The organism is Mesorhizobium huakuii (genome assembly GCF_030160235.1).
GTDB classification, from domain to species: Bacteria; Pseudomonadota; Alphaproteobacteria; order Rhizobiales; family Rhizobiaceae; genus Mesorhizobium; species Mesorhizobium huakuii.
The window spans coordinates 13,710-31,930 of the sequence record NZ_BSNY01000008.1; the positions used below are offsets into that span (position 1 = coordinate 13,710).

13 protein-coding genes, 1 tRNA gene and 1 pseudogene are annotated in these 18,221 nt (G+C 62.8%); 2 read left to right on the forward strand and 13 right to left on the reverse strand.

Annotation, left to right across the window (positions count from 1 at the left end):
- Positions 1-7 precede the first annotated feature (7 nt).
- The 7 genes and pseudogenes from QQK95_RS02110 to QQK95_RS02140 all read right to left on the reverse strand — a co-directional run bounded on the left by QQK95_RS02110 (position 8) and on the right by QQK95_RS02140 (position 4,179).
- A complete protein-coding gene (locus QQK95_RS02110) occupies positions 8-208 on the reverse strand; it encodes a hypothetical protein (protein WP_284268350.1) in 201 nt (66 codons plus the stop codon).
- The gene (locus QQK95_RS02115) at positions 205-423 is read right to left on the reverse strand and encodes a hypothetical protein (RefSeq protein WP_284268537.1); all 219 of its coding nucleotides are present in this window, start codon (positions 421-423) and stop codon (positions 205-207) included. Before QQK95_RS02115 ends, QQK95_RS02110 begins: the two co-directional genes overlap by 4 nt.
- A pseudogene (locus QQK95_RS02120) lies at positions 410-799 on the reverse strand (ArdC-like ssDNA-binding domain-containing protein); the annotation flags it as partial. The gene QQK95_RS02115 and the pseudogene QQK95_RS02120, both read right to left, overlap by 14 nt.
- Positions 800-1,561: 762 nt before the next feature.
- Positions 1,562-1,789 carry a hypothetical protein gene (locus QQK95_RS02125; protein ID WP_240565061.1) on the reverse strand — a complete coding sequence of 76 codons (228 nt, stop codon included), beginning with the start codon at positions 1,787-1,789 and terminating at the stop codon, positions 1,562-1,564.
- Positions 1,790-1,796: 7 nt separating this feature from the next.
- Positions 1,797-3,158, reverse strand: coding sequence for a DUF6538 domain-containing protein (locus QQK95_RS02130; protein WP_284268353.1), 1,362 nt, complete (start codon positions 3,156-3,158; stop codon positions 1,797-1,799).
- A 129-nt stretch (positions 3,159-3,287) separates the two neighbouring features.
- Positions 3,288-3,364: transfer RNA gene (locus tag QQK95_RS02135), tRNA-His, on the reverse strand.
- A gap of 356 nt (positions 3,365-3,720) precedes the next feature.
- On the reverse strand, positions 3,721-4,179 hold the full coding sequence (locus QQK95_RS02140) for a phasin (RefSeq protein ID WP_019860319.1): 459 nt from the start codon (positions 4,177-4,179) through the stop codon (positions 3,721-3,723).
- Positions 4,180-4,429: 250 nt separating this feature from the next.
- Here QQK95_RS02140 and QQK95_RS02145 point away from each other — a divergent pair, with 250 nt between their 5' ends.
- On the forward strand, positions 4,430-8,473 hold the full coding sequence (locus QQK95_RS02145; protein ID WP_284268360.1) for a PAS domain S-box protein: 4,044 nt from the start codon (positions 4,430-4,432) through the stop codon (positions 8,471-8,473).
- A 246-nt stretch (positions 8,474-8,719) separates the two neighbouring features.
- Here the strand turns inward: QQK95_RS02145 and QQK95_RS02150 are convergent, their stop codons facing one another.
- Entirely contained in the window at positions 8,720-10,678 is a 1,959-nt protein-coding gene (locus QQK95_RS02150) for an acetoacetate--CoA ligase (protein WP_284268362.1), read from the reverse strand.
- A 197-nt stretch (positions 10,679-10,875) separates the two neighbouring features.
- Here QQK95_RS02150 and QQK95_RS02155 point away from each other — a divergent pair, with 197 nt between their 5' ends.
- Positions 10,876-12,729: an AsmA family protein gene (locus tag QQK95_RS02155; protein WP_284268365.1), complete on the forward strand. Its 1,854-nt coding sequence runs from the start codon at positions 10,876-10,878 to the stop codon at positions 12,727-12,729.
- A gap of 12 nt (positions 12,730-12,741) precedes the next feature.
- Here the strand turns inward: QQK95_RS02155 and QQK95_RS02160 are convergent, their stop codons facing one another.
- The 5 genes from QQK95_RS02160 to QQK95_RS02180 form a co-directional block, all read right to left on the reverse strand.
- Positions 12,742-13,560, reverse strand: coding sequence for an ABC transporter permease (locus tag QQK95_RS02160; protein ID WP_284268367.1), 819 nt, complete (start codon positions 13,558-13,560; stop codon positions 12,742-12,744).
- The gene (locus QQK95_RS02165; protein WP_284268369.1) at positions 13,557-14,525 is read right to left on the reverse strand and encodes an ABC transporter permease subunit; all 969 of its coding nucleotides are present in this window, start codon (positions 14,523-14,525) and stop codon (positions 13,557-13,559) included. The genes QQK95_RS02160 and QQK95_RS02165 overlap by 4 nt, the downstream gene beginning before the upstream one ends.
- 9 nt (positions 14,526-14,534) lie before the next feature.
- On the reverse strand, positions 14,535-15,677 hold the full coding sequence (locus tag QQK95_RS02170; RefSeq protein WP_284268371.1) for an ABC transporter ATP-binding protein: 1,143 nt from the start codon (positions 15,675-15,677) through the stop codon (positions 14,535-14,537).
- A gap of 81 nt (positions 15,678-15,758) precedes the next feature.
- A complete protein-coding gene (locus QQK95_RS02175; RefSeq protein WP_284268372.1) occupies positions 15,759-16,856 on the reverse strand; it encodes a polyamine ABC transporter substrate-binding protein in 1,098 nt (365 codons plus the stop codon).
- 326 nt (positions 16,857-17,182) lie between these two features.
- A complete protein-coding gene (locus QQK95_RS02180; protein WP_284268374.1) occupies positions 17,183-18,133 on the reverse strand; it encodes a DMT family transporter in 951 nt (316 codons plus the stop codon).
- Positions 18,134-18,221 lie beyond the last annotated feature (88 nt).

An 18,221-nucleotide genomic window follows, 5' to 3' on the forward strand; every position in this document is an offset into this window, starting at 1 on the left:
GCGGTGGTCAGCGTAGCGCATGCACGATGAATTCGTAGATCGTGCGGATTTCCTCGTCGATCTCTTGACCGGGAATGCCTTGGGCTTCAGCCGCGCGTTTCGCATCCACAGCCATTTCAATGACCAGCAGCACATGGTCCGTGATCGGATCGTCGGATAAATGGTCCGATATCCAATGGTAGACAAAATCGCTGCCTCGCGTGGTCATTCCTCACGGAAATCCTGCAGGGAAGCGTGCCCCAGATCCTCTTCGCCGCGCAAGTGCTTCACGCGGCCGACGATGCCGGGCCTCACCCACTGTGTCGCGGGCCGCCTCAGGCCCCTGGGCGCCGGCCCGGCATGCTCCTGGACCCGCTTCCACAGCCGCTCGCGGATAGCCTGGCTGGAATTGATGAAGACCAAGCCGACATAGCGTCCGGGCATCCTCGCCGGCGTCGCTTGCGCGCTTCCTCTCGTAGTCAGGAACAAAACGATCAGCATATACGACCGTTGTGCCGCGCTCGCCTTTCCGCACGTTTCCACCGAGTGTCAGGGCCTGGCGGAAAGTCAGCCATAATTGGGCAGTATAGCCCTGCTCGACGACAGCGCCCCAGAGGATAAGCACATTGATGCCGCTGTAGTCCCTGCCGGTGCTGGCGTTCCGCGGCAGCGACAGCGGCGCTTTGGCTGCCCCACTACCCCATGGCTGAACCCAAGGGAGCCGACCTGTCTCCAAGTCCGCGATGATCTTGTCGGTAATCTCGTCATAGAGGTTCGCCCGGCCGCGCGCGGCGCGCGGGTGGCGATAATGGCTGGACATCTTGATCTCTCCGCGACAGGCGCTGAAGGACTCTCCCCAGCTGTTGACCCGTCGTGGAACGACTGACCCAGCTCTCACTCTGTCACGGCGGCTTCAGCGCGAGACTGGGGAAAGAAGGTCTGCCGATCGTACCGCTTCTGGTCGGGGCATCTTTGAGCCAAGGAATACTTGGCGATCGCCTGGCCAGGGGTCAGTGGCGCATCGCTGGGCGAACTGCCTCGCACCGACCCGCGCGGTATCTTGCTGTCCCTGACCAATCTTTGAATACAAACTCTGGTCAGTAGATTGCCGCGCCGACGGACGTTGGCGCACAAAGAGAAACGGCGTATAAACCGCAGTCCTGTGCGCGTCCGCAGCAATGACGCTTGTCGCGCGCTGGACGGAGGAAATTCGCCCCCGCCGCGGGCGGTGATCAGGACAGCCGTAGGAGCGTCAGCATAGCGCCGGCCGCAGGACGGGACGCGGGATCGACTGTCCCCGTCCGCGGTGGTCCGCGTAAAGTGCGAATTGTCTATCTGCATAATGGCATTCCGGGCACGCCTGGGCACGGTATCGTCGACGACATGAAGCGGTCTCGAGTCGGAAGCAGGCGCGGAAGCTCTAGGTCGATCCCGACAACCGCTCTCATCTTCAACTGTCCAGGGACCGCCGCTGCCGCGTCACGACCTACGGCGCCCGTGCGCGTCCGTCCTGAACGCACGCCAGCGCCGCCGTTTGCCGCCCCAGCCAAATGCAGACCTTCCCTTCCTGATCAAAGGCCGTCTACGCAGAATTCATGCTGAGTTGGTGGTTGCACAGAAAGAACGAGCCGTGAAGCGACACGTGCTTGTTCCTGTTACAGCGGAACGCATAGAGCGCGCGCTCGACCGCGTCGCCGAAATAATCGTGGCGCGGGGCGACAGGGGCGTGCCATTGCTTCCACTGTATGATTACCTGGAGCGTGCTCTGGAGGATCACCACCAGAAGCAAGAACGGCTCGCTGCGGTTCACCGACGTGTCAAACGATCGCTGGGTCGAACGGCAACACGATCTTCATGAGTTCTTCCTGCCACATCTTCATATCGCCACCCTCGCCGTATTTCGGCCGATCGATTGTGTGTCCCATCAGCATGCGGCGGAGTTCCTCGTCCAGCCTGCCGTTTTTCATGCGATCTTCGAACGAATGGCGTAGCGAATAGACCGTATGTTTGTCGGTTGGGAACAGTTTGTGGTTCTCGAAATGCTTATTGAGCAGGGCTGAGAGGGAGGCCTCGCGATCCTTGTACCGCGGGAAGCCATTAGGGTGCTTTTTGAACACCTCAAGCGCCACACCGACCAGCGGTATTTTTCGCACGGATGAGGCCGTTTTGATTTCGCGCGGATCGTCAGGATCATCTCGCGGCTCGACCGAGATGTGAGGCACCTCGTGGTCGAGATGGATGACGCCAGCGTGTAAATTAGCAAGTTCGCTCGGTCTTGCCCCCGTCTCCGCGAAGGCGAGGACTATGCCTCGCGCTTCGTCATTGAGCGCGGTGAGCGCGCCCGGCGCGAAGATCTTGTCGCGAATCCAGTCAGTCGGGAAAGGCGGACGGCTGCGCTTCGACTTGTCGCTGAATGAAAGGTCTGCGAACGGGTTCTTCTGCTCGGGAGAGCCGAGGTGGCGATAGTAATCCGCGTATAGTGTTCTCAGATTCCCCATATTTCGGTTGCCGGTCGACGCCGAACGATCTGCCTTCCCCTTGACGGGCGCAATTCGATCCAACCAATATTTGTGCACCGCACGCGCATCGTCGCGCGTGATTTCGCCCATGGGTTTGTCGCCGACCAGTGCCACAAAGACATCGACGCTCATTTGGCGCTTGGCCTTCCATCGCTTCTTTTGATCAGCACTCTTCGTGCGGAGCTCATCTCGGACGATCTCGTCGAAATAGAGCTTGAGTGCTTCCGATATCTTGTCGTCAGGACGGGAGACGGTGCCGGTAACGGCCTCAACGACGGGTGACTCGTCAGGCTTCCCAATCGTCGCTTCGACACGCTGTACGATGGCGTCCAGCGGTTCGGCGACGAGAATATCGGCCAGTGGCCGATAGGAAAACCCTAGCGCCTCCGCGCGCTTGATAGCGCGCTTGTAGCGAAGGCGCGCAGCCTCCGGATTTTCGCCCAGCATGAGCGACGACCACAACGCGTTGTCGGCAGCCTCATGGAGGTCACGCGCGGTGCGCGCCTTGAACCTGTCGGTCGTATCCAAAGCACGCCGGACGTGCTCACCACGCTCGTCAACGCCCCGCAGTTCCTTTGGAACGCGTCGGTAGTAGTGAAAGTGACTGCCTCTCAATCGTAAAAAGCGGTCAGGATCTTGCTCTTCGCGGCGTCGTCCCATGATGCGATAAAGCCATTTGTAGCACAATAGGTAGCACAATAGGTAGCACAAATGTGCCAAACGGCGCAAGCTGAGCGACCGAAGATCGCAATTTATCTAGCAATTTCAATTAGTTATAGGAGAAGCCGATGGTACCGTTGGCTGGGATCGAACCAGCGACCTCCGGATCCACAATCCGGCGCTCTAACCAGCTGAGCTACAACGGCACATTTGCCTGAGCAGAACCCCTTCAGGAACTCGTCCCAAGTGATCCGCTCTGTCGTTCGGCGATGCGTCCATACGGGCTTATGGATTTTAATTCAAGGCTTTTGCGAAGCAAAGGCCACTTCCCCACATCTCGCCGCAACAGCGGCGGTTTCGCCGGGCAAAGAAAAAGGCCGGCGGGAGGAGGTGCCGGCCTTTTCCTGTTACGAGCCAGCGGGAGGAGGAGCTGGCTGGTCACCCCGGGGAGCAGAGGGAGGAGGTTCCACTCGCCGGGTATTCCTTGATGGTTACCATCATACGCCTGATCGTTTTTAAGAAAATGCGACCTTTTGTTGCATCTTCAGACCATGCGCAAATATTAGGCAGCCTTGATATCCTTGATCGCCTTCTCGAAGGCGGTCTTGATCGGCTTGGAGACGTCCTCGGCCGCCTTGGAGGCAACAGCCTGGAAGTCCTTGGCCTGCTCGACCGTCAACTCGACGCGCTTGCGCAGGAAAGCGGTCTGCAGCTCGACGACTTCCGACAGCGACTTGGCGCCGATCAGGGCCTCGAGATGCGAGAAGCCGGCTTCGGCATTGGCGCGCAGCGCGGCGATGGTCTTGAGCGACAGGTCGCTGGAAACAGTCTTGGCGGTCTCGTAGGTCGACTCCAGAGCCTTCTGGGTCTCCTCGGCGCCGGTCTTGAGCTTGGCATAGGCCTCCTTCGACTGCTCAACGCCCTTTTCGGCGAAAGCGCGGATTTGGTCGGTGGCCTTGGAGGCGTCGAAGCTCGGGAATTCAACGTTTTCGATCGTCTCGGCAGTTTTGGTCCTGGACATTTTCCATCCTTTTCAGCGGCAGCGGCTTTGACGGAAAGCCGTCTCGTTCAGTTATGATGGCAATATAAAGGCAAAATTTGTGCATTGCAATATCTTTGTTGCAGTGCACCATAATTTTCTTTCCGGCCGTTAACCAAAAGCCCAGAAACCAGCCTTTGCACGTTCTGGCTTGTGGACCTTCGCGGCTGCGGCTTTTATTAACAAAGCGTTAACTGCAAATTTCGCCGCTCCGTGAGGGTTCGCCAAGCGCATGCCGTCCGAATATTCCTTCCTCGACGTCGCCGTGCTCGATGCGGTCCGCAAGCGCTTTGCCGCCGGCGACGCGATCGCGATCCTGTCGGTGGATCTGGAGCAGGTGATCTGGGCCAATGGGCCGGGAGCCGCCGTGTTCGGCTATCCCGACATCGAAGCGATCATCGGCGCCTCCGCGCAGTTGCCGCTGATCGCCCGCCGCCAGATCATGGCGACCAGCGGCTTTCCCGAGATCGGCAGCGATCGCGGCATTACCGTCAGGCTGGCGACCGGCATGACCAGCCGCACCGTCGGCTTCCAGGCAAATGCGGTGACGCTGCCCGACGGCGAGAAGGCGATCATGCTAGCGGTGCCGGCGGCGCAGACGGGCTCGCGCGGTGCCGCCGAGATCGCCAGCCGGGCGATCAGCGGCTTCACCGAAGACGGCCATTTCATCGCCTTCATCGATGCCGGAGGCAAAGTCGAGGCCGCGTCGGACGGCTTTTCGAAGCTCGGCATCCAGCCCGCGACGCTGGCCGCCCTGGTGGCCGACGTGGCCGCCGAGGGTGAGCGCATCGTCAAGCGTCTCGTTCCAGGCGGCAACACTTCCTACCCCGCCGGGCTCGCGCGGCTGACGCCGGAGCGACATCTCCTGGTGGTGATCGATGAGGATCAGCTCGAGGACAATGCCGCCGTTGCTACAGGGGCTTCGGCAGACAGCCCCTCGGCGGCAATGGAAAGCCCCGCCAACGAGATTGGCCGCGCAACAGCGGCGGAAGGCGCTGCCGCGCAGTCCGATCCTCACCTGGACAATCAGCCGACGGCGGATGTTCCGCAGACGGAGGCCGTCGAACGGTCGCCCGGCACTGCCGAGATCGAGCCGGAGCCCGCCCCCTCCAAGCCCGTGGTCGAAGATATGCCGGAACGGGCAACGCAAGAGATTTCGGAGCAGGCCGAGCCGACGCCGGTTGCCGCCGACAACGATCAGCCGGCCGCGGGCACGCCGGCACAGCACGATCACTGGTACTTCCATGCCGGCGAGGACGATGCGCGACCCGCACCTGCGGCGCCGGACACGAAAAATGTGACCCAAGCGACCGGCGCCGAGGCTGCGGTGGACAGCGCGAAGCCGGACGAAGCCGCCTCCCCGGCCGCATCGACCACAACCCAAGCTCGCACGATAGACCGCTCGGCCGCGCCGCTGCGCTTCGTCTGGCGCACCGACGCCGAAGGCAAGTTCAGCGCGCTGTCGCCGGAATTCGCCGAGATCGTCGGCAAGCCGGCCGCCGACGTGATCGGCCGGCGATTCAGGGATGTCGCGGCGGCCTTCGGCCTTGACGCGTCCGGCGAGATCGCGGGCCTGCTGGAGCGGCGCGATACCTGGTCCGGCCGCTCCGTGCTTTGGCCTGTCGTCGGCACCGACCTGAAGGTCCCCGTTGATCTCGCGGCTTTGCCTGTCTATGGCCGCAGCCGCGCCTTCGAAGGCTTTCGCGGCTTCGGCGTCGCGCGTACCGGCGATGCTATCGTCGACCCGGAAGCGATCGGCATGGCGTTGGTGCCCAATGGCAAGGGGCCGGTAGCGCCGGAGCCGGAAGCCGTCGAACCTCCCGCTGAAGAACCGAAGACAGAAGGGTCGAAGGTCGAGGAACCAAACGCGGCGGACCCGTTCAAGGGCGAGGTGCCGGCGCTGACCATCGTGCCGAAACAAGAGCGGCGCTTTGCCGACAAGGTCATCCGCCTGGCCGAACACCGGCAGCCGGCCAACGACAAGGGGCTGTCGACGCTGGAACGCAGCGCCTTCCGCGAAATCGGCGAGCGGCTGAAGAAGGACAGTGCGCCGGCCGAACCGCAGGAAGCCGACAAGCCCGGCATCGAAAGCGCGCCGAAACCGGAGACCAAGACACCGGCTGAAACAGCGGTGGAAGCGCCGGCTGCCAGGACGGAAACTCCGATCGAGTCCGTCTCCGATGTTGCGTCGACGCCTGAAGCCGTCTCGGATCAAGAGCCGACAGAGGCCGGCGAGATCCCAGTGGCGGAGCCGGAGAGCGACGCGATACCGGTCGAGACATCCGAGACCGAGGACGAGGACGAGGCGGATCTCGCACGGCTCGACGGCGCCCATCCCGACGAAGTGGTTCGCCGGGAGGATAGTGACACGCCGGCCGGTGCGACAGGCTCGCTGCTCAGCTATGCCGACCGCAGTGGCGAGGCAGGCCCCGTCGCGGACAATGACGAGCCTAAGGCCTCTGAACCGGTCGCCGCGGAACCGGAAACTGCCGAGCCCGCCGCCATCGACGATGAACCGGCAGTTGTAGACGCCGGACATGTCGGGACCGACGACGACGACAGCATGACGTCGGCCGATTTTCGCGATGCCGAGGACAATGAGGACTGGGGCGACGGCGAGAAGGCCGCAGCCGCTGATGAGCAGGCCGCGACATTCAGCGGCGGAACCGCCAATGCGGCCGACGCCGTCGAGAACCCAGCCGAACGGCCGCGCCTGAAAGTGCCGCCGCTCAAGACCGAGGGGATCGTGCCGTCGGCCTTTTCCGTCGGCGACGAGAGCAAGGCTCCGGATACCTCGCTGCTCGGCAAGCTGCCGGTGCCGCTGCTCATCCATTCGGGCGACCAGTTGTACTATGCCAACGAGGAATTCCTCGACCTGACCGGTTACGATACGCTTGAGGACCTCGATGATGCCGGCGGCCTCGGTGCGCTGTTTGCCGATCCCTACGCTGACGACGGCACCTCCGACGGCAGCGACCGGGCACTGCGGCTGAAGACCCGCGATGGCCAGGAATTCCCGATCGACGCCATCCTGCGCTCCGTTCCTTGGCGCGACGGCAAGGCGCTGATGCTGGTCGTGCGCCGTACCGGCGAGGATGACGCACCGGTGGCCCTGCACGCGGTCGGGGAGGAGCCGACACAACCCGACATTTCCGAGCTCAAGGCCCGCATCGCCGAGATGCGCACCATCATCGACACCGCCACCGACGGCGTCGTGCTGATCGGCAGCGACGGTACCATCCGCTCGATCAGCCGCCCGGCCGAAGCGCTGTTCGGTTTCGACAGCGACGAGGTGACCGGCAAGCCCTTCGCCTCGCTGTTTGCCATCGAAAGCCAGCGCGCGGCGCGCGACTATCTCACCGGGCTTTCCGAACCCGGCGTGGCGAGCGTCATGAATGACGGCCGCGAGGTGATCGGGCGCGAGGCGCAGGGGCGCTTCATTCCGCTGTTCATGACCATCGGCCGGCTGCCTAATGACAGCGGCTTCTGTGCCGTCGTGCGCGACATCACGCAGTGGAAGCGGGCCGAAGAGGATTTGACGCAAGCACGCGCGGTGGCCGAACGGGCGTCCTCGCAGAAGACCGATTTCCTTGCCCGCATCAGCCACGAGATCCGCACGCCGCTCAATGCCATCATCGGCTTTTCAGAATTGATGGTCGACGAGAAGTTCGGGCCGGTCGCCAATGACCGCTACCGCGACTATCTGCGCGATATCAACCGCTCGGGCAACCATGTGCTCGACCTGGTCAACGACTTGCTAGACATCTCGAAGATCGAGGCCGGCCAGCAGGAAATGGCCTATGAGGCGGTCTCGCTCAACGACACGCTGGCCGAGACCGTGGCGATGATGCAGCCGCAGGCCAATCGCGAACGTGTCATCATCCGCTCGAGCTTCGCCTCACGGCTGCCGGAAGTGGTGGCTGACCTGCGCAGCGTGCGCCAGATCGCGCTCAACATCCTGTCGAACGCCATCCGCTACACCCAAGCCGGCGGCCAGGTGATCGTCTCGACCGCCTACGAGACCTCGGGCGACGTCGTCATGCGGGTGCGCGACACCGGCATCGGCATGAGCCAGGCCGAGATCGAACAGGCGCTGAAACCGTTCAAGCAGATCAACGCGCTGAAGCGCGGACGGGGCGACGGCACCGGCCTTGGCCTGCCGCTGACCAAAGCGATGGTGGAAGCAAACCGTGCCCGCTTCACCATCAATTCGACGCCCGGCGAAGGCACGCTCGTCGAGGTCGCGTTTCCGTCGACCCGGGTGCTCGCGGAATAGCCGGTCCAAAAGAAAAGGCGCCCTGGGGGACGCCTTAAGAGATGGGATTGCTGTCACAACGGGGGCTTGAGCGAATTCAGATCCTCCGGGGGCTGAGGAACGGGATTTCTCCCTCAAGTTACTTGCGACTATCGGGGCCGGCCCTTAACAAGTCCTTACCGGCTCGCTGAGAAATTTACGAATGTGTACCACTCGTGAAATCTAGGTAAATTCCCGCGAGATATTTCGTTAACCATTCCGATCAGGTCATTCGGCAAGCTGCGGCAGGTTCCTGAACAGCTCCAGCGCTTCCGGGTTGGCGAGCGCTTCCTTGTTCTTGATGGCGCGGCCATGGACGACATCGCGCACGGCGAGTTCGGTGATCTTGCCCGACTTGGTGCGCGGGATGTCCGTGACCGCGACGATCCTGGCCGGGACGTGACGCGGGCTCGCCCCGCTGCGGATCTTGGCGCGGATGCGTTTTTCCAGGTCCTCGTCCAGTTTCACACCCGCGGCCAGCCGCACGAACAGCACGACACGCACGTCATTGTCGAAATCCTGGCCGATGCACAGCGCTTCCAGGATTTCCGGCATCTGTTCGACCTGGTTGTAGATTTCCGCCGTGCCGATGCGCACACCGCCCGGATTGAGCGTGGCATCCGAACGGCCATGGATGATCATGCCGCCATGCACGGTCCATTCGGCGAAATCGCCATGGCACCAGACATTGTCGAAACGCTCGAAATAGGCGGCCTGGTACTTCTTGCCGTCAGGGTCGTTCCAGAAGCCGATGGGCATCGCCGGAAACGCCTTGGTGCAGACCAGTTCGCCCTTCTCCTGCCGGATCGGCTTGCCGTCGTCATTCCAGACATCAACGGCCAGGCCGAGGCCTGGCCCCTGGATCTCGCCGGTCCAGACCGGCTGGGTGGGCACGCCGAGCACGAAGCAGGAGACGATGTCGGTGCCGCCGGAAACCGAGGCCAGATGCACGTCCTTCTTGATGCCGTCGTAGACGAAGCGGAAATCCTCGGGCGACAGCGGCGAACCGGTGGAGGAGATCGCCCGCACATCAGACAGATCATGGCTGCGGATCGGCTTTAGGCCGGCCTTGCGCACGGAATCGATGAACTTGGCCGAGGTGCCGAAGAAGGTCATCTTCTCGGCATCGGCGAAGTCGAACAGCACATTGCCGTCGGGGTAGAAGGGCGAGCCGTCATAGAGCAGCAGCGTCGCCCCGGAAGCCAGGCCCGACACCAGCCAGTTCCACATCATCCAGCCACATGTGGTGAAGTAGAAGAAGCGGTCGCCCTCGACGAGGCCGGCGTGCAGCCGGTGTTCCTTGACGTGCTGGATCAGCGTGCCACCGGCCGAATGAACGATGCATTTGGGGATGCCGGTGGTTCCCGATGAAAACAGGATGTAGAGCGGGTGCGAAAACGGCAGACGCTCGAAACTGACAGGTTTGGCGGCAAAGGGCGACAGCGCCTCTTCCATCGCCGCCGCCTTGTCGATGGTTGCCGCCACATCGGCCGAGGTGCCGAGATAGTCGACAAGCAGGACCTTGCGGACACTGCCGAGCTTGGCCGCGACGGCGGCGACCTTGTCGGCGACCTCGATCGCCTTGCCATTGTACCAATACCCGTCTGGCGCGATGAAGATGACAGGCTCGATCTGGCCGAACCGGTCGAGCACGCCCTGCTCGCCGAAATCGGGGGAGCAGGACGACCAGACCGCGCCGATCGAGGCGGCGGCCAGCATGGCGGCAACGGTCTCGGGCATGTTGGGCATCATCGCCGCAATGCGGTCGCCCTTCTTGACCTTGAGCGACAGGAAAAGCTGCTGCAGGCGCGAAACCAGGCCATGCAGCTGGTTCCAGGACAGCCGCCGCTCGACCTTGTCCTCGCCGCGAAAGACGATCGCCTCGCCGGCACCGGTCTTCTTCAACAGGTTCTCGGCGAAATTCAGCGTCGCATCGGGGAAGAAGGAGGCGCCGGGCATCTTGTCGCCGTCGGCCAACACGCGCTCGCCCTTGTCGCCGACAATGCCGGAAAAGTCCCAGACCAAGCTCCAGAAGGCTTCGCGATCCTCGATCGACCAGCGATGAAGCTCGGCATAGGAAGAGAATGTGGCGCCGGCTTTCGTCTCCGCCGCCTTCTGAAAAGCCGTCAATGGCGAAGCGTCGATCCGGTCTTGCGTCGGGGTCCAGAGCGGTACTTCGGCAGCCATGATCGATCCTCCCACGGTCGTCATCGCTTATGCATATCGCAGCGCAGCAGAGCAAGATTTTGTTGGGCCGAAGCGGCCAGGTGTGCGCAAATGCCATCGCCGGGCCATAAAGACTTGAAATGCCTCAGTCCTAAGTCGTAGTGACGACTGGGGTTACACACCGGGCGATTAATCGGAACGCAAGCATATAGGGCGAGATGCCATCATCCTTGATCCGCCGCGGAGTATGGGCGATCGGCGCTGCCGTGATCGTCATCGCTCTGGTGGTCGCCACGTTGCCGCTGATCGCCTCGACGCGCATCGTGCGCGACCGCATTGCCTGGGAAATGAGTGCCTGGAGCGGCTTCCGGGTCGCTATCGAAGGCTCGCCGCGCATCGAGGTCTGGCCGAAATTCCGCGCGATCCTGACCGACGTGACGCTGTCGAAATGGACGGACAATGACGCACCGCCAGTCGTCGAAGCCGAACGCGTCGAAATCGACCTCTCAGCCATGGCGGCCTTGCAGGGCGATGTGGTGTTTTCCACGGCGCGGCTGGTGCGGCCTACGATCCGGGTCCAGCGCACGGCGGACGGCCTGTTCCTGCCCACCGCGCCGACCGGCGGTCGCATCGCGCGTTCCATCGACACGGCACGCGGTGTGGTCAGTGCCGATCCCGCCAAGCCCAACCTCGACAAGCTGCCGACAGATGCCTTCGGCACGGTTGAATTCAGGGACGGCCGCATGGTGGCTTCCGTCAACGGCAAGGACGTGGAGATTCTGAGCAGCCTCAGCGGTCAGGCGACCTGGGCGGCGATGAACAGCAATGCGACGCTGTCTGCAACCGGAATCTGGCGCGGCGAAAGCGTCACGCTCGACGCCGCGTCACAGAAGCCGCTGGTGCTTTTTGCCGGCGGCATGGCGCCGCTCACCCTTTCCTTCAAGGCCGCACCCGCCACCTTCTCCTTCGACGGCACGGCCAGCATGTCCGACAATGCCTATTTCGACGGCCAGGTGAAGTTCGCGGCGCCCTCATTGCGCCGTGTGCTGGAATGGTCGCAGGCCGCTGTCGCGCCAAGTGCCGCGATCGGGTCGGTCAGCATTTCGAGCAAGGTCACGGCGTCGGCCGGACGCGTCAAGTTCGAGAACACGGCGCTGACGCTGGACAACAATCCGGGCATGGGCGCGCTCGACCTGTCGCTTGGCGACGCCCAACCGGTAATCTCGGGCACGCTTGCCTTCGACACGCTCGACCTCAGATCGTTCCTGTCCGCCTTCACCCCGCTGGGACCGGCGAGCGGGGCCGGCCCAGGTGACGTCGAGGCAAGTTTCGCCGACCGGGTCAATCTCGATCTCAGGCTGTCGGCGGCGCATGCCACGGCCGGCACGATCCAGCTTGCCGATGTCGCCGCCACCGCCCAGGTCAAGGACGGTCTTTCCGTCTTCGATATCTCCGACGCCTCGGCCTTTGGCGGCAATATCCAGACCAGTCTTCGTTTCGACCGCAAGCCCGAGGGCACACAGGTCGAGATCCGGCTGCTTGCATCCGATGTCGATGGCGGCGCGTTCGGCACGGCAGCGGGCATGACCCGGCTGGTGCCGGTCGGCACGGGCACCGTTTCGGTCATCCTCAAGGGACCGGGCAGGACCTGGGATTCGATCTTTGAAAACGCCGACGGCTCGGTTTCGGCAACCTTCGGCCCCGGCGCGCTCAGCAAGTTCAACCTGCCGGCCTTTCTCAAACATACCGAACAAGGCGGCTTCTTCGCGCTCGACGACGTCTCGGACGGCACTCTGCCGATCGACGGCGCCGAAGTGAAGGCGACCATTTCGCGAGGTGTGGCGAGGCTGGACAAGGCCGAGGCCAATTCGGCGAAATACAAGATATGGCTTTCCGGCATCGCCTCCTATGCCGGGCGCGGACTGGCGCTGTCCGGCGGCGTCATCCAGCCGGACCAGGCGGCGGCGCAGAAGACCGGCCAGCAGGGCCCCAACCAGTCGTCCTTCTTCGTCGGCGGGACCTGGAGCACGCCGTTCATTTCGCCGATAAGCCGCGGCGTTTCGGGCGAATAGCTCTCGGTCCCCTCACCCGCGCTGGGCGGCCTGTTCGTCGAGTTGCCGCTGCACCTCGCGCCGCTTGTTGGCGATCGAAGCGATGATGACGCCGACCGCGACGACGGCGATCAGGATGGTGCAGGCGGCATTGATCTCCGGCGTGACGCCGAGACGGACCTGGCTATAGATCTTCATCGGCAGCGTCGTGGCGCCCGGTCCCGAGGTGAAGCTGGCGATGACCAGATCGTCGAGCGACAGCGTGAAGGCCAGCATCCAGCCGGACACGATCGCCGGCAGGATGACCGGCAGCGTGATCTGGAAGAAGGTCTTGGCCGGCGTCGCGCCGAGATCCATCGCCGCCTCTTCCAGCGACCGGTCGAAGGAAACAAGGCGCGACTGCACGACGACCGCCACGAAGCACATCGTCAGCGTGATGTGGGCGAGCGTCACCGTAAAGAAGCCGCGGTCGAGACCGACGGCAACGAAGAGCAGCAGCAGCGACAGGCCGGTGATGACTTCCGGCATGACGAGCGGTGCGAAGACCATGCCGGAAAACAGCACCCTGCCCCGGAACCGCGTGTAGCGCGTCAGGGTGAGCGCCGCCAGCGTGCCGAGCACGGTTGCCACCGTGGCCGAAATGACGCCGACACGCGCCGTGACCCAGGTGGCGTCCATCAGGCCCTGATTGTGGAACAGTGAGACGTACCATCTGGTCGAGAAGCCGCCCCAGACGGTGACGAGCTTGGATTCGTTGAAGGAGAAGACGATGAGCAGCACGATCGGCAGGTACAGGAAGGCAAAGCCCAGCACGATCGAGGTGACGTTGAAGCGGCTCCAGGTGGCGTTCATTTGCCCTGCTCCTGGGAACGTGCCTGTGCCTGCTGGAAGAGCATGATCGGCACGGTGAGCAGCAAAAGCAGGATGACGGCGACGGCCGACGAGACCGGCCAGTCGCGGTTGGCGAAGAACTCGTTCCACAACGTCTTGCCGATCATCAGTGTCTGCGATCCGCCGAGCAGGTCGGGAATGACGAACTCGCCGACGGCCGGGATGAACACCAGAAGGCAGCCGGCTATGACGCCCGGCAACGACAGCGGAAAGGTGATCTTCCAGAAAGCCGCGGTCGGCGGGCAGCCCAGATCCTTGGCCGCCTCGATCAGCGAGTAATCCATCTTCTCCAGCGACGAATAGAGCGGCAGAACCATGAAGGGCAGGTAGGAATAAACGATGCCGATGAAGATCGCCGTATAGGTGTTGAGGATGACCAGCGGCTGGTTGATGATATGCAGCGACAAGAGCAGCTGGTTGAGCAGTCCCTCGGGCTTCAGAATGCCTATCCAGGCATAGACTCGGATCAGGAACGACGTCCAGAACGGCAGGATGACCAGCATCAGCAATGTCGGACGGATGGTGGCCGGCGCGCGCGCCATGCCGTAGGCAATCGGATAGCCGACGATCAGCGTCAGGACGGTCGAGATCGCGGCAATGATGACGCTCGTCACATAGGCCTTGAAATAGAGCGCGTCCTGCGTCAGCCAGACATAATTGTCGAAGTTGAGGTCGCGAAACCCGGCGAAGAAGCCGGAGACGCCGTCGCTGAAATCGAGCACCGGCGTGTAGGGCGGCATGGCGATCGCCGTCTGCGACAACGAAATCTTGAAGACGATGACGAAGGGAATGAGGAAGAAGAACAGCAGCCAGAGGTAGGGGACGATGATGACGAGCCGGTTGACGAAGCCGGCACCCAGGCGCGTCAGGAACGGCTTGGCGGCGGTCGGTAGCGCGGCGGCATCGGTGACGGCGATGTTGGACATACCACCCCCCTACCGTGCCAGCACGACGCCGGCATCGGGCCGGAAGGATACCCAGGCGCGGTCGTTCCAGGTCAGCGGATCCTCGGTCACGCGCGCCGCGTTCAAGGCGCTTGCCCGCACGATCTGCCCATCGTCGAGCCTGATGTGATAGACGGTCATGTCGCCGAGATAGGCAACGTCGTAGACCTCGCCTTCCAGCGCGTTGACGGCATCGGCCGGCTTCTTCGACGAGACCTTGATCTTCTCCGGCCTGATAGCGAAGACGATGTCGGCATTGGGCGCGGCCGCGGCACCGCCATTCTCGACGACGATCTGGGCCCCGCTCGCTCCGGTTATGCGGGTGGTGTTGGCCGACCGCTCGGCGACCTTGCCCTCGAACATGTTCACATTGCCGACGAAATGGGCGACGAACCGCGAGGCCGGGGCTTCGTAGACTTCCGCGGGCGTCGCCACCTGCATGACCTCGCCCTTGTCCATGATGGCGATGCGATCGGCCATGGTCATCGCTTCTTCCTGGTCGTGGGTGACGACGACGAAGGTGAGACCAAGCTCCTGCTGCAAATCCATCAGTTCGAACTGGGTTTCCTCGCGCAGCTTCTTGTCGAGCGCGCCCAGCGGCTCGTCGAGCAGCAGCACTTTCGGCCGCTTGGCGACCGAGCGGGCGAGCGCGACGCGCTGGCGCTGGCCGCCGGAGAGCTGGTGCGGCTTGCGCTTGGCGAACTGCTCGAGCTTGACCAGCTTCAGCATCTCGGCGACGCGCTTTTCGATATCGGGCTTGGGCATGCCTTCCTGCTTGAGCCCGAAGGCGATGTTGTTCTCCACCGTCATATGCGGGAACAGCGCATAGGACTGGAACATCATGTTGACCGGCCGGCGATAGGGCGGAATGCCGCGCAGATCCTGGCCGTCGAGCAGGATGCGGCCTGATGTCGGTTCCTCGAAACCGGCCAGCATCCGCAGCAGCGTCGACTTTCCGCAACCCGAGGCGCCGAGCAAGGCGAAGAACTCGCGCTCGAAAATGGTCAGCGACAGATTGTTGACGGCGGTGAAGTCACCGAACTTCTTGGTGACGTTGTCGAACTGGATGTATGGCTTGGCGTTCGGGTCGTTCCATGGCGCGAAGTCCCTGCGGATGCTGCCAAGCGATTTCATATCCCCACTCCGTGCTGTTTCTTGCTTCGTGCCCCAAAAAACGCGACCCCGGCGGCTGTCCGCCGAGGTCGCTTCAGATGCTTATTGGCCAGTGACGATCTTGGTCCAGGTACGCGTGATGACGCGCTGGGTCTTGGGATCGTACGGGGAGACCGTGTAGAGCTTCTGCAAGGTCGCGTCGTCGGGATAGACGGCCGGGTCGCCCAGCAGTGCCTTGTCGACGAACTGCTGCGAGGCCTTGTTGCCGTTGGCGTAGAGCACGGCATTCGACGATTTGGCGATCACTTCCGGCGTCATCATGTAGTTGAGGAATTCATGCGCTTCGGCGACATGCGGCGCATCGGCGGGGATCGCCATCTGGTCGAACCACATCTGAGCGCCTTCCTTCGGCACGGAATAGCCGATCTCCACCCCCTGCTTGGCGTCGTTGGCGCGGTTGCGCGCCTGGAAGACGTCACCCGACCAGCCGACCGCCAGGCAGATGTCGCCATTGGCGAGCGCATTGATGTACTCGGACGAGTGGAACTTCCGGATGAAGGGGCGGACCTTCATCAGGGCTTCCTGGGCCTTGGCGATGTCGTCGGGCGAGGTGCTGTTCGGGTCGAGGCCGACATATTTCAGCGCCGCCGGAATGATGTCGGCCGGCGAATCCAGCACATAGACGCCGCAATCCTTCAGCTTGGCTAGGCTTTCGGGGTTGAAGAACACATCCCAGCTGTCGATCTTGTCGGTGCCGAGCGCCGCCTTCACCTTCTTAACGTTGTAGCCGATGCCGACCGTGCCCCACATATAGTTGATCGAATATTCATTGCCCGGATCGTATTTGGCGGTTCGTTGCGAAACCGTGTCCCACATGTTGGAGAGGTTCGGCAGTTTCGACTTGTCGAGCTTCTGGAACACGCCGGCCTGGATCTGGCGGGCAAGGAAATTGCCGCTCGGCACGACGACATCGTAGCCGCTGCCGCCGGCGAGCAGCTTGGTTTCCAGGATTTCGTTGGAATCGAACGTGTCGTAGACGACCTTGATGCCGGTCTTCTTGGTGAAGTCGTCGACGATCGTCGGGTCGATATAATCGGACCAGTTGAAGACATTGACGACGCGGTCCTCGGCATGCCCGGCGGGCGTGAACAATGTCAGAAATACCGAGGTCGCCGAAAGCCAGAGCGCTTTGCGGATCATGCTATTCTCCTTTGGTGAGTGTTCCGTCGCCGGCTCGTCGCGACATGCGCGCGGCCGGGCATTTGTTTCAGACTATTGAGCTTTCCAGGGGACAACAAGCGCCGATTGGCGCGCAGGGCGCTGCCGCGCAATCGTCCGGGACTGGAAGGAATCGCGGCGCCGTCAGAAGCTTTCGCCGCCGCGCGGACAAAAATACAGAAATATGGTCCGGTCTCGATCTGACCGGCGGGGAGACTTGGCAAGATACGCCTGTCTTGTTGTTGCCGTGGCTCCAGCCTGCCCGGGCGGCAGCAACATTGTCAATGGCAAAGCTTCAGCGGCCCGCATCAATTCGGCGACGGCACCCCGGTGACCCCTGCCCGCCGCGGCCGTGCCTGGCGCTTGAACTCGAGCCCGATATGGACGAGCAGCGCCGTGACCACCACCGCGCCGCCGATGATGGTGCGCCCGGACGGCACCTCGGAATGGACGAGCCAGACCCATATCGGCCCAAGGATCGGCTCGAAGGTGCCGAGCAGTGCCGCGATGGCTGCCGGGATCAGCCGCGCGCCGGTGGCGAAGAAGGCAAGACCAATGCCGAGATTGACCACGCCGAAGGCGAAGAGAAAGCCCATGTCGGCAGCCGACACCGTGAAGGTCGACGCCTGCGAGGCGGCAAAGCCCGCGGCAAGGAGCGTGCCGAGACAGGTCGCCGGCGTCATCCGCACCCTGGCGAACCGCCTTGTGATGACGGTGGCGATCGAGAACATGAAGGCGATCAGCAGCGCCAGCCCGTCGCCTATGGGCGAGACGGCGCCATCGAGCGATTCCGATACCATGATGGCAACGCCGGCAATGACGGCGGCGATCGCCACCCAAGTCACGGCACCAACCCGTTCGCGAAACAAGGCCCAGGCCAACAGCGCCGCCAGAAGCGGCACGCCAGCCTGCATCAAGAGGATGTTGGCGACGGTGGTGTAGGCAAGCGCCACGACGAAGGAGGTCGACGCGATGGCGAAACAGAACCCCACGGCAAGGCCAGGCAAGCCCATGTCGCGAAACGATCTCAGCATGCCGCGCCAGCCGTCACGCCAAGTCATGAACAAGACCAGGAAAGCGGCGGCCCAGACGGAGCGCCAGAAAATAACGGTCCAGCTGTCGCCGACGGTGATGAAGCGAGCGATGGTGCCGCCGAAGCTCCACATCAGCGCCGACAGGAAGACCAGAAGCATGCCGATGCGTTCCTCGCGCGGCGAGGCTGTCGAAGTAGGAAGGCCTGGTGATGCTGCGTCTGTCATGGGCGCGACTGTCGAGCTTTTGTGGACGGGACGATGCGCAAGGGACGACAAAAAACTGCTCTGTTCGCGTAACGCAAAGACTTAAAGA